A 14,855-nucleotide genomic window follows, 5' to 3' on the forward strand; every position below is an offset into this window, starting at 1 on the left:
CTACTCCGGAAACTTCGACACAACCATGAACAGCGCCGTGCCCGCCAGCGTGGTCAGGAACGACCATGTGAACAGCACCATGGCCAGCGGCTGCAGCATCATGAAGAGGCCCACGGCGATCACCGCGCAGGCCACCATCTCCATGGGGCCGCGCCTGAGCCAGCGGGGCCAGCGGCGTGAGCTTTTCATTTGCGTACCGCTCCGAAAGTGATGCCGCGCAGCAGGTGCTTGCGAAGCAGCACGGTGAACACCAGGATGGGAATGAGGAACAGCGTGGTACCGGCAGCCACGGCCGGCCAGTCCTGTCCACCCTCGCCGATGATGATCGGGATGAAGGGCGGCGCCGTCTGCGCCGCGCCGGAGGTGAGCAGCACGGCGAAGGCGTATTCGTTCCACGCGAAGATCAGGCAGAAGATCGACGTGGCCACGATGCCGGTGGTGGCCTGCGGCAGCACCACCTTGCGGAAGGCCTGCAGGCGCGTGTAGCCGTCGACCATGGCGGCCTCTTCGTACTCGCGCGGGATCTCGTCGATGAAACCCTTGAGCAGCCACACCGCCAGCGACACGTTCACCGCGCTGTACAGCAGGATCATTCCCAGGCGCGTGTCCGACAGGCCCAGCTCGCGATACATGAGGTAGATGGGAATGGCCACCGCGATGGGCGGCATCATGCGCGTGGACAGCACGAAGAACAGCAGGTCGTCCTTCAGCGGTACCTTGAAGCGCGAGAAGGCATAGGCCGCCATCACGCCGAAGCCCACCGACAGAATGGTGGAGCCGAAGGCGATGATCAGCGAGTTGATGAAGCGCGGCACGTAGTTCGACGGGCCGGCGATCACCATGTTGTCCGCGCGCGCGACCTTGTCGCAGGTGTCGGTGGCGGGAGGCAGGGCCGCGATGTACTCGGGCGTCTGGCGCGAGCGGGTGGTGAAGAGGTTGCAGTAGCCCTGCGGCGAAGGCGTGAACAGGATCTTCGGCGGATAGCTGATCGAGTCCGGCGGTGTCTTGAAGCCGGTGAGGATGATCCACACCAGCGGGATCATCGTCAGCAGCGCATACAGCACGACCACGGTGCCTGCGAACAGGCGCGTGCCGCTGCGGGGTTCGACCACCGAATGCGCAGTGCTGATGCCTTGGCGGGTCATGCGGGTCTCCTCATCTCAGCGGCTCTTTACACGGTTGAGCGCTTTCACGTAGATGTTGGCCAGGCCGAACACCGCGACGAAAAGGATGATCGCGAAGGCGGACGAATAGCCCGTGCGCCATTTCTCGAAGGCTTCGCGCTTGAGCGTGATCGATGCCAGCTCGGTGGCCGAGCCCGGACCGCCCGAGGTGAGCAGGTTGACCATGTCGAACATCTTGAAGTTCTCGATGCCGCGAAACAGGACCGCCAGCATGATGAAGGGCAGCACCATCGGCAGCGTGATCGACCAGAACTGCCGCCATGGCGAGGCGCGATCGACCTCGGCGGCCTCGTAGATGTAGTCGGGAATGGACCGCAGGCCCGCGAGGCAGATCAGCATCACGTAGGGCGTCCACATCCAGGTGTCGACGATGATGATTGCCCACGGTGCGAGCTTCACAGAGCCGATCATCTCGAAGGAAGAAGGCGGCACGCCCGCGAGGAAGGCCACCGCATAGTTGAAGAGCCCTGTCTGCGGCTGATAGAGAAAGGCCCAGAAGTTGCCCACCACGGCCGGCGACAACATCATCGGGATGAGGATCACCGTGGTCCAGAAGCCGTGACCGCGGAACTTGCGGTCGATCAGGTAGGCCATCGTGAACCCGATCAGCGTCTGCAGGGCAATGGTCCAGAACAGGAAGTGCGCGGTGGCCTGCATGGCCGCCCAGATGTCCGGGTCGGTAAGCACCGAGACGTAGTTGTCGATGCCCACGTCGACCACCGCAGCGTTGGGCCGGTTGGCCCGGTAGTTGGTGAAGGACAGCTTGATCGTCCAGATCAGCGGAAAGATGTTGATCGCCAGCAGGAGCAGCATCGTGGGCCCCACGAAGAGCCAGGCGAGCGCCTTGTCCGACAGCCCGCGCAGCCGCAGCGCCACGCCCGGCGGCGTGGCTTGCGCCGCGCGGGTGGCGAGCGCGGGCGGGCCTTTCATCATCGGTGGGGGGATGGCGCTCACGGCCTGCTCGCCTACTTGGCTGCCTTGCCGTCGTCCTTGAAGACCTTGCGCCAGTCCACCACCAGGGCATCCAGCGCCTCCTTGGCCGTGCCCTTGTCGGCGACGACGTAGTCATGCACGCGCTTCTGCATCGACAGCAGCAACTGCGCATACGAAGGCTCGGCCCAGAAGTCCACCACCATGCCCATGGAGTCGAGGAAGGCCTGCGCGAAAGGCGAGCTGTTGGGATAGCCCGGGTCGTCCAGTACTGCCTTGGCCGCCGACGATCCGCCGATGGCTTGCCACTTCTTCTGCACCTCGGGGCTGGCGAACCACTTGATGTATTGCAGGGACTCGTTGCGGTTGGCCGAGTACGACACCACAGAGATGCCCTGGCCGCCGAGCTGCACGCCCTTGGTCTTGTCCGACGGATTGGTGAAGAAGCCGATCTTGTCGCCGCCTACGTTCGGGTCCTTGTAGAGGCCGGGGAAGAAGGCGAACCAGTTCATCATCATGGCCACCTGGCCGGACTTGAAGGCATCGAGCCCTTCGCTCATGTACGCATTGGTGAGGCCCGGTGGCGTGCTGCCCTTGTAGAGCGCCTTGTAGAACTCCAGGCCGCGCACTGCGTCGGGCGAGTTCACGAAGCCGTCCATGGCGTATGGCTTCTTCGGGTCTTCGTACTTAAAGCCCATGGGGTAGAGCACGTTGGTCACGCCCATGGTGATGCCTTCGGAGCCGCGCTCGGTGAAGATGTAGGCGCCGTAGACCTTCTTGCCGTCGATGGTCTTGCCCTGGAAGAACTCCGACACCTGCTTGAACTCGGCCCAGGTCTTGGGCGGCGCCAGGTCGCGGTTGTGCAGCTTCTTGAATTCGGCCTGCAGCTCGGGCCGGGCGAACCAGTCCTTGCGGTAGGTCCAGCCGACCGCATCGGCCATCGCGGGCAGCGCCCAGTAGTTCGGTGTGTTCTTCGGCCACTCCGCATAGCCCACCACGGTGGCGGGCGCGAAGTCGGTCATCTTGATGCCTTCCTTGGCGAAGAAGTCATTGAGCTTGACGTAGTGGCCCTGCTCGGCGGCGCCGCCGATCCACTGGCTGTCGCCGATGATCAGGTCGCACAGCTTGCCCTTGGAGTTGAGCTCGTTGAGCATGCGATCGGCGAAGTTGGTCCACGGGACGAATTCGAACTTCATCTTCACGCCGGTCTTTGCGGTGAAGTCCTTCGACAGCTCCACCAGCGCGTTGGCGGGATCCCAGGCGGCCCAGCACAACGTGATCGTCTTGTCCTGCGCACGCACCGAAGTGCTTGCAAGGCCCATCGCAGCTACCGCGGCCAGGGCGATCATCCCCGGCAACATCTTTTTCGAGAGCAGATTCATGGAGGTCTCCAAAAGGTTCGGGTTCGGGGCACTTACCGGGCAACCGCGCCTTCATTTCCTCAGTGAAGGTTTTCGGCCGTCAGGATCTCGATGCGCGGCTGCACTACGTTGAGCGCGCCGCGCACGTTCTCGCAGAGGGCGCGCAGCACGCGCGCCGCCGTCGATACGCAGTAATGGATGTCCTGGTGGAGGACGTAGGAAAGGCTGTTGGCCTCAAGCAGTGAGGCATGCGCATCGGTGAAGTCATGCGCCACCACGCCCGTCCGGGACGTGAGCCCCGCTTGCGAGAGAGCGCGCGCTACGCCCGCGCTGGCGGAGCCCACGTTGTAGATGCCGGCCACGCGCGCGGGGTCGACCTCGTCGCGCAGCACCTTCAGCAGTGCCTCGCAGGCATCGTCGTCATCGGGCGGCAGGTCGCTGGTGCGCACCATGGTCAGTTCCGGAAAGCGCTCCTCCAGCGCCTGTGCGAAGCCGATGCCCCGCTCGATCTCGGAAGAAAGCCGTGTCGCCTGCGAGGAAAGCAGGAGCACGTCGCGACGCTTTTCCTGGCCGGCCATGCGCCCGAGCAACAGGCCAGCGGTGCGTCCGGCAGCGCGGTTGTCGGCGCCGATGTAGGTCTCGCGCATGGAGCCCGCGACGTCCGAGAAGAGGGTGACCACGTGTACGCCGGCGCGCACGAGTTCGTTTACCGCGCGCTTGATCGGGGGCAGGTCGGGCGCCAGCAGCGCGATGCCTTCGCAATCGCCCACTTCGGCCAGCTGTTCGGCGAAGCGCGCCGGATCCGTGGTGTCGATACGGTGGGTGACTTCGGTGATGTGGGCATGGCGGAAGTCGCTCGCGGATTGGGCGATCTGCCGCTCCACCAATTCGAAGAAGGGGGTCTCTTCGGCGGGCAGCACGAAGGCAAAGCGCGCGTTGGCGCTCTTGCGCGGGCGGCCGGGTTGCTGCTGGGGGGTGCCCAATTCCTCGACGGCCTGCAGCACGCGCTGGACCGTCTCGGCGTTCACTCCTGGGCGGCGGTTGAGCACCCGATCCACAGTGGCGGTGCCCACCCCGGCTGTACGGGCGATGTCGGCGATGGTGGGGGCGGCGGACATGCTTGATGTGGATTTGATGTAGTTCATGCTATTGCCATCAATAATTAAATCAATCAGGGTTTTGGAGTATTGGAAAGTCCGCTGCTGCCGCGTTGCGCGTTGACTGGGTTGACGGTTGCGATGCCCAATGCGTGGGTCGCGATCAGGGATCTCACAGTCATGCAGAGGCTCAAGATTTGGCGCACGTCCACCTTGTTGCTGAGCGCATACGCCTGCTTCCTTCCCGCCGCGGCCAGCGTTGTCTACCGGCCCGCCGCGGGCAATCGGCCTCCACAGATCTCCATCAAGGGTGACCTTGTCCAGACGGATATCGAAACCTTTGCGACCATCGCCGAGACCGCGCGACAGGACGCCGCGACCTTCATGCCGAATGGCCTTGTCAACGTGACCCTCGACAGCCGCGGCGGCAACATCTGGGTGGCCATGTCCATCGGCCGGATCATCCGGAAATATTCGTTCATGACACGAGTGGAGGTCGGCGCTTCATGTGTCAGCGCCTGCGTGTATCTGCTGGCAGCGGGGGAGGGGCGATACGTGGGTGGACGGGTCGGCATTCATCGCCCCTACCTACCCAACGATGGCGTGACTTCAGCCCGGGCGAAGAAAGCCCAGTACGAGGGCATCAATGCGCAGACGAGGCAGTACCTCGAAGAGATGGGCTTGCCGAAGTCATTGCATGAACGAATGATGCGAACACCGCCGGATGGTGTGAACTGGCTCTCCGCGCAAGAGCTGTCGGCCTTTGGTCTGACGAAGATGATCCCGCCGCCACCGAAGCCCGCGAGCCTCGGGCCGCCCGTGACCGGTAGCCCTTGATCGTCAAGCCCAGGCTTCGAGCACCGCGCTGCGGACCGCTTCGACCGCCGCGTTCCGGCTGCCGCCGGCCGGCGCCACCCAGCACAGCCAGGTGTGCGACCGCCAGCCTTGCCAGATTGCGAGTTCCGACTGGCGCTCGGCCTGTTCCGCCTGATCGAGACGCAGCAGCCCCGCGCCAAGTCCGCTCGCAACCATCGCGCGCATGGCGCTTTCGCTGTCGGCGGTCTGCGTCGGTCGGTACTCGCGGCCGATGCTCGCGAACAGACCGTCGAGATGCGCGCGCAGGATGCATGACGGCGGCGTGCCCACCCACGGCAGGCTGGTAAGGGTCTCGAGGCTGAGCGAGGGGTGCGCCTTTGCAAGCGATGGCGGCAGCGTGACGACCAGATCGACGACGCCGAGCCGCTGGACGGCCAGGCCGTCGATGTCCTCGCTGTCGCTCAACGCGTAGGCGCAGTCCAGTTCGCCGCGCCGCACGCCTTCGAGCGTCTGGTGCGACAAGCCCTGCTGCAGTTGCAGCGTCACTTGCGGATGCCGCTCGGCCAGCTTGACCAGCACATTGCCGAGCCGCAGCGCCACCGGGTCGACCACCGTGCCGAAGCGGACCACGCCCTGCGCCGCGCCACGGAGCTGCTCCGCCGTCGAGCGCATGCGCGTCGCCGAGGCCAACGTGCGCTCGGCCTCTTCGAGAAGGCTCAGTCCGGCTTCGGTCGGCGTCATGCCGCGTGGCGTGCGTTCGAAGAGCTTGACGCCGAGTTCGTCTTCCAGGGCCTTGAGCTGCGCGCTCACTGCGGGTGCGCTCGTGAAGACGCGCTCGGCCGCGCGGGTCAGGCTGCCTTCCCGGGCGATCGCGACGAAGGTCTTGAGTTGATAGAGCTCCATGCCGCAAATTGTGCGTGCGTTGGCCCTTGGCGGCCATTCGCAAATCCTGAGGGCCCCGTCCAAAGAAACGAATGGTCGGCGTCGCCATCGGCGCCCATGCTTCGGACATCGATTCAACGTCCAAGGCATTCCATGACAACGCAATCTCGCCCACTCGGCATTGCCGCGCTGCTTCTCGCCACATCTGCATGGGGCGGCATGTTCCTCGTCAGCAAGGGCGTGCTGCAGCACGTCGATCCTTTCTGGCTCACGCTGATCCGCTACAGCCTTTCTGCCGTGCTCTTCGTTGCGCTGCTCGCACCGCGCGGCGCTGCGCCGTGGCTCAAGCTGCGGGCGCACGCGCTGCCGCTGGCGGTGCGAGGCGTCGCGGGCTTCGGCGTGTTCAGCGTCATGATGCTGACCGGACTTGCGCACTCCGTGCCCTCGCACGGCGCGATCATCATGGCCACGACACCCATGACGACGCAATTGCTGCGCTGGGCGCTCGACGGTGTTCGCCCCTCCCGCACCACATTGCTGACCAGCCTGCTGGCGCTGGCGGGCGTGATGATCGTCTCGGGAGCGCTCTCGTCGCATGGCGCGAGCGCGGGCGAATCCACCGCGTTCGGCGATGCGATGGCCTTCGTGGGCACGCTGGGCTGGGTCTGGTACACGCGTGGCGCCGCGCAGTTCGCCAACAAGCTCGACGTCGTGGAATACAGCGCGCTGACAGTGCTCGCTTCCTGGCCGCTGCTTCTGCTCGGTGCCGTCGTCGCGACCGCCGCGGGCGTGGCAGGGCTACCGACCACACCGGGCCTGGTGTCGTCCTGGCACGCACTGGCCTACGTGGGCCTGGTGTCTTCCGCGCTGGCCGTGCTCGCGTTCAACTTCGGCGTGCGCACGATGGGCACGATCACCAGCACGGCTTTCCTGAACTTCGTTCCGGTCTCCGCACTGCTGATGAGCATCGCGCTCGGCAAGTTTCCGGCGGGCAACGAACTGGTGGGCATGGCGATGGTGGTCGGCGCTTTGCTGATCCACACCGCAAGCAGCCGCGCAGGGGCTGCCATGCCGGCACGCCCGATCCAGCCGGTCAAGGCCCAGGTACGCGGCGTTTGCGGCGCCGCGTCGTGAAGAACGCGCTCAATCCCGCCTGGCGCCGCCCGCGCTCAGCTCGGCCCAATCGAGTTCCTGGACCAGCACGCGGAATGCGTCATCGCCGATCACATCGTCGCGCCGCATCTCGAATGCACGCTGCCGTGCGACCGCGATGGCACGGCGCCTGAGTGGGCCGCCCGGCACATCGTCGATGCGTACCTCATGCGCCTCGCTGGTGTTCAACTCGACGATGGCGCCGTACTCCTTGCGCAGCAGCTTCGCGGAAAGCGTGTCGTCGTCCTTGATGGCATCGAGCAGCGCGCCATAGGCATGCGCACGCCCCAGCCGAACCTCGCGGGCGACCGGGTCGTCGTCGGTCAGGCCAAGCCGCCTGATCAGCGGACCGATCGTCAACCCTTGCAGCACCAGCGTGCCGAGCACCACTGCAAACGCACACAGCAGGATCAGGTCGCGATACGGGAAGGGCGATCCGTTCGTCAGGGTCTCGGGAATGGCGAACGCCGCCGCCAGCGTGACGATGCCGCGCATGCCGGCCCAGGAGAGCACCACGGCGCTGCCGACCACCGGACGAGGCCGCGCATCGCCAGTTTCGACGGTGCTGGTGCTGTTGGCGCGACGATGCGTCAGCGCCTTGTAGCTCATCACCCAGGCAAAGCGCGCCGCGATGGTCACGGCGAGCACCACCGCCGCGGTGACCATCGCATCGGTGCGGGAGCCGCCGGTTTCGAGCCGCTCCCAGATCGGACGCAACTGCATGCCGATCAGGACAAACGCAAAGGCGTTGAGCACGAAGACCACCGTCTCCCACACCGCGAAGATCGGCACGCGCATGTGCGCCGGCATCTGTGTGCCGCCACGACGCGCGACCGTCATGGCATACGCCACCAGCGTGAGGATGCCGGACAGGCCAATGGCCTCGGCCGCGATCCACACGCCGAAGGTGAGGGAGAACTGCACGATCAGTGCGATCGGCACCTCGCGCAGCCCCGACGTCAACGGCCGCAGCACGAAGGCACATCCCACGCCCGCCGCGAGGCTGCCGAACACCGTGAGGAGAAACACCGGTGCGAAGCTGGCGAACCCGAGGTGGCCGGCCAGCACGGTCATGATCGCGAGCCGGTAGACCAAGAGCGCGCTCGCATCGTTCAGCAGGCTTTCACCTTCGAGGATCTTCAGCAGCTTGTGCGGCAGCTTGACCTGGCGCATGACTGCGGTGGCGGCAGCGGCATCAGGCGGCGCGACGATCGCGCCCAACGCGATGGCGACCGGCCACGGCATCTCGGGGATCAGCCAGCGAACGGTGAATGCGACCGCGACCACCGTCGTGCCGACCGCGGCAATGACGAGACCGGCAATCGGACGCCAGTTCAACCGCAGGTCGCGCAACGAGGTGTCGTAGGCCGCATCCAGAAGCACGGGCGCGACGAAGAGCGTCAACGCGAGTTCGGGGTCGAGCGTCCAGTTCGGACTGGCGGGCACGAAAGCCAGGGCAGCACCGCCGAGCGCGAGCAGGGTCGGGTACGGCGCCCCCACTTTGCGCGCCAACGCGGCGAGCAAGGCCGCGCCGAGCAGCAGGATGATGATCCATTCGAATGTGGCCATGGTTCGATGCGTCCTTTTCGAGGCGGCATGCTACGCCTCGAAGCGCAGGGCTCATGCACCCGGTGCTAGGATTCCCGGCGCACCTGCAGTGCGGTCCCGCCACCATCATTCCAAGGAGACAACGTGGGAGAACTGCTCTCTCTCCTGCGCTTCAGCGCCGGATCGGGCCACATCTGGCTCGACGAGCAGCGCATGTTGCTGCTGCACGCGAGGGCGTTTGCCGAACTGCGCAAGGAGTTGCTGGATTCGCTGGGCGTCGAACGCGCGCGCGGCCTGCTTGTGCGGATGGGATTCGCTTCCGGGCAGCGCGACGGCGAACTGGCCGTCAAGGAGCGGCGCAGCGGCCTTCGCACCGAGGACGCCTTCATGCTGGGCCCCCGGCTGCACTCCATCGAAGGCATCGTGAGCGTCGAGAAGGTCCACATCGACATGGACCTCGCGACGAAGCACTTCTACGGCGAGTTCCTCTGGGAGAACTCCTGGGAATGTGAGTCCCACGTGGCCGAGTTCGGCTACGGCGAAGACCCGCAGTGCTGGTCGCAGATCGGCTACGCCTCGGGCTACACCAGCGCCTTCATGGGCCGGCTGGTCGTCTTCAAGGAAATCGAGTGCACGAGCATGGGTGACAGCCGTTGCCGCATCGTCGGGCAGGCGGCTGAGGCCTGGCAGGACGAGCACTACCTCGACTACTTCCGCCAGCACCACGTCGCGCAGAAGCTCATCGAATTCAACCTCGGTCTGGAGCACGTGCGCAGCCTGCAGCCGCGCCGCGAATACGACCAGAAGCTGGTCGGCGTGTCACCGGGCTTTCGCGCCGCCTTCGACCTGCTGCGCAGCGCGGCCGACAGTGCGATCACCGTGCTGCTGCTCGGTGAGACCGGCGTCGGCAAGGAAATCTTCGCGCGCTGGCTGCACGACAACGGACCGCGAGCGCGTCAGCCCTTCATCGCGGTCAACTGCGCGGCGATCCCGGCCGAGCTGATCGAGGCCGAACTCTTCGGCGTCGAGAAGGGGGCCTACACCGGCGCGCACCATGCCCGCGCCGGCCGCTTCGAGCGTGCGAACGGCGGCACGCTCTTCCTCGACGAGGCCGGTGACTTGCCGCCGGCCACCCAGGTCAAGCTGCTGCGCGTGCTGCAGACGGGCGAGATCGAGCGACTGGGCGCCGAGCAACCGACGCTGGTGGATGTGCGCATCGTCGCGGCGACCAACGTCAACCTGCAGGAGGCCATGAAGGCGGGGCGCTTCCGCAGCGACCTCTTCTACCGGCTCAACACCTTTCCGATCACCATCCCGCCACTGCGCGAGCGCACGGCCGACATTCCGCCGCTGGTGATGCGCTTCGTCGACAAGTTCAGTGCGCTGTACAGCAAGAAGCTGCGGGGCCTCACCGACAAGGCGATGCGCGAAGTGATGCGCCATTCGTGGCCGGGCAACATCCGCGAGCTGGAGAACGTCATCGAGCGCGCGGTGCTGCTGGCGCCGGACCATGCCGACATCGAGGCCGCGCATCTGTGGATCACGCCACCGGATGCTTCGAACAGCCCGGCAGGGGAAGTGGAAACAGGCGACGGCTCGCTCGACGGGTTCTGCGAAAAGCTGCTCGACCAGAAGATCGACATCGGTTCGCTGGAGCAGCGCCTGATGCAGATGGCGATGCAGCGCGCCAAAGGCAACCTCTCGCAGGCCGCGCGGCTGCTCGGCATCACGCGGCCGCAACTGGCCTACCGGCTCAAAAAGGAAGGCCTGCCGCCGGGCTAGCTAGGGTCGCGCACACGCTTGTTTTCAACGGAGCCTTCTGCCCAACCAGTTCTGCCTTGTTTCGCGGCCACCCCTGGTTGTACGTCGGGGCCTTCACTCGTAGTTAGGGGGAGCGCGTGAGCGGCTTGGCAGCGGTTGCAGACGTTCAATGTGGTGAGTGCGGAAGTCCGGAAACTCCCGTGCTGCAGTCACTTCCTTCACCCGCGTCTGGTGACCCTGCGGGACGTCGCATAGATGCCCGAAGCCGACTGTCGGACCGTTCCAAAGCGGGCGATCAATGCCGACAGCGTTCGCTGTTGTGTGGAACCGTGTCAGCGCTCGCATTCATCTTGCCAAAGGGTAAGCGTCGGCTGCTTCAATTTCGCGGACTCACACGGAAGATCAGGCGATGGCTGACATCGCATGTGGGTTGAGGCCCTTACCAATCATGAACCGACGGATCTGCTCCCACGTTTCGCACAGCTTTGCGCTGTGCAGCGCCTCCTCACCTGGATGGAATTGCTCCTCAACGCTATGAGGCGCGCTCCAGTCGCGGTTCATCGACTTCAAAGCGAACTCTGTAAAGATCGAGGAAAGTTCATAAAACTGCTGCGGGTAGACCTCGCGAAGGCTTTGCACGCGCTCGTTGATGGCGGCAATGTCCATTGCGAACGTAAGCAGCACGTCGGCCCGTGTCTGGTGTTCGGCGGGTTGCACTCCTAGCTTCTTAAGCATCTGAACGAACATGGGAAAGTCCCTGTTCTCGACCCAGCCATCCGGTGGCGGCGACTCCAGCAACACCGAGGTGAACGCTCTACTTACGCCAAGAAATGAAGCGCGACTCGCCTCCCTAACCAGAAGGTTGCGAATCTTCTTCGCCGTGTAGAGGTTAGCGGGACTAACATTTCCAAACATTAGCCGGTACAAGGGATCGTCGGCTTGGCCTCTCCCTTGCAAGAACGCGGACAGCATTTGAAATTCGGGCGCGCGCAGACCCGAACCGCACTGATCCACCTGCAGGGGTCCCGTTCCGCTGAATCTAAAATCCGGCGATAGGAATCGCCGCACCCCGGTTTTCCAGTGGACGTCCTCGCCTTCCTGGTAGTTCCATAGAAACATCAGCTGGAGTTCGGGATCTTCGGTGCCGGCGTGGCGGCGATAGGTTTGCCCTAACCATTTTTGGAAAGTCGGCAGATTCTCGCCTTCCAAGCTGAAGTAGTGATCCTCCTGCGCGTACCACGCGACGCAGTCGCGCTTTAGATCTTCAATCAAGAGAAGACCAGTGCGGACATCGCCGCTAAAGGCCACGTAGGCGTTCTTCCAAAGCTTGTGCAGCTTGCGAACGCAATTGAAGTAACGTGGAGTCCTTGTCTTGTCTTTGAAAGGAAATGTCACTTGCACATCGGCAATGCAGGTGGCTCCGTTGAAAGCGTTTGCAGCTACGACCCAAGTCATCAAACCAATATAGCAAATGCGAAATCGACGTCCAGCTAAGTGAGCTTGCCTTAGCTAAGGCGCTTGTCGAGTTCAGCCGTGAAGTCGCCGCCGCCACTTACATCTCGTGGGTTGCCAATGTTGCTCATCGGGTTCCTTCGGTAAGGAGCATTTGTCCGGTGCCACGCGCAACGCGACCGCTCCTTGAGCTGTCTGCCGCTCGCGGCCGATGCCTGCCTCTCGCTCTAGGCTCCCACGCAGCGATAGCGGTCGATCAGCCTGGCTAGAAAGAGTGTCCGGAAGCTAGCGCTCTGCGGTCGTTCCCGCAGTCCACGCCTGGCAACCGTGCGGGACGTCGCAGCGGTGCCCGAAGCGGACCGTTCCGGCTATAACGCTTTCAAGCGCCACTAAGTCTGCCTCGAGGCTAAATCTGATGCGTATATCGCTGATCGGAACTGTCCACGCCGAAAATGGACGCGCCAACTTGGCGGAATTGCAGACGATCCTTGAACGCCTTCAACCGGACGTCATCTTTGCTGAAATTCCCACTGCCAATCTTGCTGACTATCTCGACGGCTCTCACGGCAATCTCGAGTCTGCTGCCGTTGCCCTTTACCGCGAGCGCCGCCCAGTCAACGTTGTGCCTGTGGACTTGCACAAACCAAGCGACAAGTTCTTTAGAGAATCTGAGGAGATGTTCAAGAAGGTCGAAAGGACGAGCCCTGAATATCGCCGTCTGATAGACCAAAACAGCTTCGACACGCGAGATCACGGTTTTCCATACCTCAACAGCGATTGCTGCGCCCAAGCATGGGCAGCCATGTACGACGAGGCGCGTGCAACCGTCGAATGGATCGGCGACGCCAGATTGCGACAGATCTACTCTCTATGGAGCGAGACAAATGACCGTCGCGAGACAGGAATGCTAGAGAACATTGGTGGCTATTGCATCCGCGGTGCACTCTCTCATGGAGTGCTTCTCATTGGTGCTGGACACAGGAAAGCCATGGTGGAGAAGGTGCAGCAGCAACGAGACATCGGTGCACCAGGAGTTTCATGGAAACTTGAAAGCCCTCTGGACTAGATGGCGTGAGGAAATGTCCGCTGGCCGAGCTCGGACGCCGCACTGCAGAGTTAGCCGCCCTTCCGCCACCCAATCACGACCGCGGCTCTAGTGCGCGAGACGTTGATGATCTGAAAATGGCGCTAGGTGGCGTGAACCGCGGGTTGGGAATTATTCCCCAAACAATTCGGCGATGGCACGAGAAATGGCGTCGAGTGGCGTTGCGGCGATCTGCTTCGCCGAGGCATCCCAGCCGCTTTGGATGCCGATCGCTGCATAGTCGAAGGTCTGCGTTGCCTGATCCTGCCAGATCCCGAACACCGGGCCGCCACTCATGCCGTCAATGTTCGCCAGGCCGGATGATGTCCACCCTGGAAGGTGAATGGAGCCATAGTGCCGCTTGAGCTCATGGCGAAGTGCAGGAGAGACGCTTTGATCATGAAGCCCGAAGGCGGGTATCACGCACAGATTTTGATGTAGACGATTGGCCTTGATGCTCGTTGTCTCGACTGGAACTCCAGTCACGTAGAGGTGTGCGCAGGGGGTCCTGGAGAGCCTCCGAAAGTCGACGCCGAGTTCAAGCGGGACGATACCGTTGGCAGCGAGGGCGAGACGATGAAAGTCAGCGAGGGGAGCGCACGCGAGATCGAGCCCGCTGGGATCTTTGGGGTCGTATATGGTCAACCAGTCGTCCGACCGAGTGTCTATTGGGAGCGTGCGGTCGTGGGGGCCCCCGGCAAACGCGTCATTTAGATCGCAACCCCGAATGATCGCGCCCTTGTCCACTGCTTCTTTCCAGTTTGCGATGTTGTGACCGGCGGTCAACAGGAACCAACGCTCGCCGGCGGCAAACACGAATGCGGAATAGCTGGCAGTCAACGGCTCGCCCGTTGGCCATTTGCCGTAGACGATGATGCTCACGAAGTGACGGCCAAAAAGCTTGGTCAACCCGATGTCATCGTCGGCGTGAAGCAGTTGCATGGAGTGCATGCCGATCATCATCGCGCTCACGTGGCTTTAAGCCTATCGGGTCCGATCAAGGACTGAACAGCCGGGCCGCCTTTCCCTGCTCGCAGCAAGAGGGTTCATGCTCAACCTGGGGACTGTCCGAACTTCAGCGTGCTTCGCGACAGGGAATACGAAGACCATCGACCAATGCCTGCGCTGCTTCCAAGAGGGCGTCCATGGGCGGCATCTTCGAATAGCCGAGCATCGCTTCACCGACAGCAGGGTATTCGAACACTTTGCCGGAGTAGTACTCGTCGGCAAGGTGGATCGCTTGACGCTGCGCAGGCGTGAGCGACACCATCGCAGCCAAGCTTTCTGCAAGCGCCTTGTCAAGCAACGAACTCAGCCGGTGGCCGCCATCTGAAAGGGCAAGCATCGTAGGGCCGCCGATTGAGATGAATGCCCTAAGCGAAAGCTCAATGGAATGGCAAGTGAGATACGGTCGCACAGGATCGAAGGGCACTTGCGGCGGAGGCAATGATGCCGCAGCTTCAAGGAACGAGGCGGCATACATGTGCAGCCCCAGCGGTCCCATGCGTTCTGTGATTCCAATGATCGAGATGCTCTCGATCATTGCGAATTGCTTTGATCGTGATGGGGTTCGCTTCTTCGGGACTTG

At 63.4% G+C, this 14,855-nt stretch carries 14 protein-coding genes; 4 read left to right on the forward strand and 10 right to left on the reverse strand.

The genetic code is table 11. The features are described 5' to 3' along the window. The 5 genes from FHW64_RS31295 to FHW64_RS31315 all read right to left on the reverse strand — a co-directional run bounded on the left by FHW64_RS31295 (position 1) and on the right by FHW64_RS31315 (position 4,620). Positions 1–189, reverse strand: coding sequence for a hypothetical protein (locus tag FHW64_RS31295; RefSeq protein ID WP_184532811.1), 189 nt, complete (start codon positions 187–189; stop codon positions 1–3). Continuing rightward, positions 186–1,145 (reverse strand): carbohydrate ABC transporter permease, encoded by a 960-nt coding sequence (locus tag FHW64_RS31300; RefSeq protein ID WP_184532813.1) that lies wholly within the window; start codon positions 1,143–1,145, stop codon positions 186–188. Before FHW64_RS31300 ends, FHW64_RS31295 begins: the two co-directional genes overlap by 4 nt. Before the next feature lie 15 nt (positions 1,146–1,160). Next, positions 1,161–2,117 carry a carbohydrate ABC transporter permease gene (locus tag FHW64_RS31305; protein WP_184532927.1) on the reverse strand — a complete coding sequence of 319 codons (957 nt, stop codon included), beginning with the start codon at positions 2,115–2,117 and terminating at the stop codon, positions 1,161–1,163. Between the two features lie 32 nt (positions 2,118–2,149). Continuing rightward, complete coding sequence (locus FHW64_RS31310) at positions 2,150–3,463, reverse strand: ABC transporter substrate-binding protein (protein ID WP_409350664.1); 1,314 nt, start codon at positions 3,461–3,463, stop codon at positions 2,150–2,152. A 92-nt stretch (positions 3,464–3,555) separates the two neighbouring features. Then, positions 3,556–4,620 (reverse strand): LacI family DNA-binding transcriptional regulator, encoded by a 1,065-nt coding sequence (locus FHW64_RS31315; protein ID WP_184532815.1) that lies wholly within the window; start codon positions 4,618–4,620, stop codon positions 3,556–3,558. 132 nt (positions 4,621–4,752) lie between these two features. Between FHW64_RS31315 and FHW64_RS31320 the strand changes: the two genes are divergently transcribed. Further along, positions 4,753–5,409: a hypothetical protein gene (locus FHW64_RS31320; RefSeq protein WP_184532817.1), complete on the forward strand. Its 657-nt coding sequence runs from the start codon at positions 4,753–4,755 to the stop codon at positions 5,407–5,409. A 3-nt stretch (positions 5,410–5,412) separates the two neighbouring features. On the opposite strand, the gene FHW64_RS31325 is transcribed toward FHW64_RS31320, so the two are convergent. Continuing rightward, a complete protein-coding gene (locus FHW64_RS31325; protein ID WP_184532819.1) occupies positions 5,413–6,291 on the reverse strand; it encodes a LysR family transcriptional regulator in 879 nt (292 codons plus the stop codon). Positions 6,292–6,423: 132 nt separating this feature from the next. Here FHW64_RS31325 and FHW64_RS31330 point away from each other — a divergent pair, with 132 nt between their 5' ends. Then, positions 6,424–7,404 carry a DMT family transporter gene (locus tag FHW64_RS31330; protein WP_184532821.1) on the forward strand — a complete coding sequence of 327 codons (981 nt, stop codon included), beginning with the start codon at positions 6,424–6,426 and terminating at the stop codon, positions 7,402–7,404. A gap of 9 nt (positions 7,405–7,413) precedes the next feature. Here the strand turns inward: FHW64_RS31330 and FHW64_RS31335 are convergent, their stop codons facing one another. After that, positions 7,414–8,991: a sodium:proton antiporter gene (locus tag FHW64_RS31335; protein WP_184532823.1), complete on the reverse strand. Its 1,578-nt coding sequence runs from the start codon at positions 8,989–8,991 to the stop codon at positions 7,414–7,416. A gap of 123 nt (positions 8,992–9,114) precedes the next feature. On the opposite strand from FHW64_RS31335, the gene FHW64_RS31340 reads away from it, so the two are divergent. Then, a complete protein-coding gene (locus FHW64_RS31340; protein WP_184532825.1) occupies positions 9,115–10,752 on the forward strand; it encodes a sigma-54-dependent Fis family transcriptional regulator in 1,638 nt (545 codons plus the stop codon). A 381-nt stretch (positions 10,753–11,133) separates the two neighbouring features. Here FHW64_RS31340 and FHW64_RS31345 read toward each other — a convergent pair whose 3' ends face one another. Further along, entirely contained in the window at positions 11,134–12,126 is a 993-nt protein-coding gene (locus FHW64_RS31345) for a hypothetical protein (RefSeq protein WP_184532827.1), read from the reverse strand. A gap of 472 nt (positions 12,127–12,598) precedes the next feature. Here FHW64_RS31345 and FHW64_RS31350 point away from each other — a divergent pair, with 472 nt between their 5' ends. After that, a complete protein-coding gene (locus tag FHW64_RS31350; RefSeq protein WP_184532829.1) occupies positions 12,599–13,249 on the forward strand; it encodes a hypothetical protein in 651 nt (216 codons plus the stop codon). A 150-nt stretch (positions 13,250–13,399) separates the two neighbouring features. On the opposite strand, the gene FHW64_RS31355 is transcribed toward FHW64_RS31350, so the two are convergent. Next, positions 13,400–14,239, reverse strand: a complete 840-nt coding sequence (locus tag FHW64_RS31355; RefSeq protein ID WP_184532831.1) for a hypothetical protein — start codon at positions 14,237–14,239, stop codon at positions 13,400–13,402. A 103-nt stretch (positions 14,240–14,342) separates the two neighbouring features. Continuing rightward, the gene (locus FHW64_RS31360) at positions 14,343–14,810 is read right to left on the reverse strand and encodes a hypothetical protein (RefSeq protein WP_184532833.1); all 468 of its coding nucleotides are present in this window, start codon (positions 14,808–14,810) and stop codon (positions 14,343–14,345) included. Positions 14,811–14,855: the final 45 nt, after the last annotated feature.

The organism is Variovorax sp. Sphag1AA, from assembly GCF_014192575.1.
In the GTDB taxonomy this organism is placed as follows: Bacteria; Pseudomonadota; Gammaproteobacteria; order Burkholderiales; family Burkholderiaceae_C; genus Variovorax.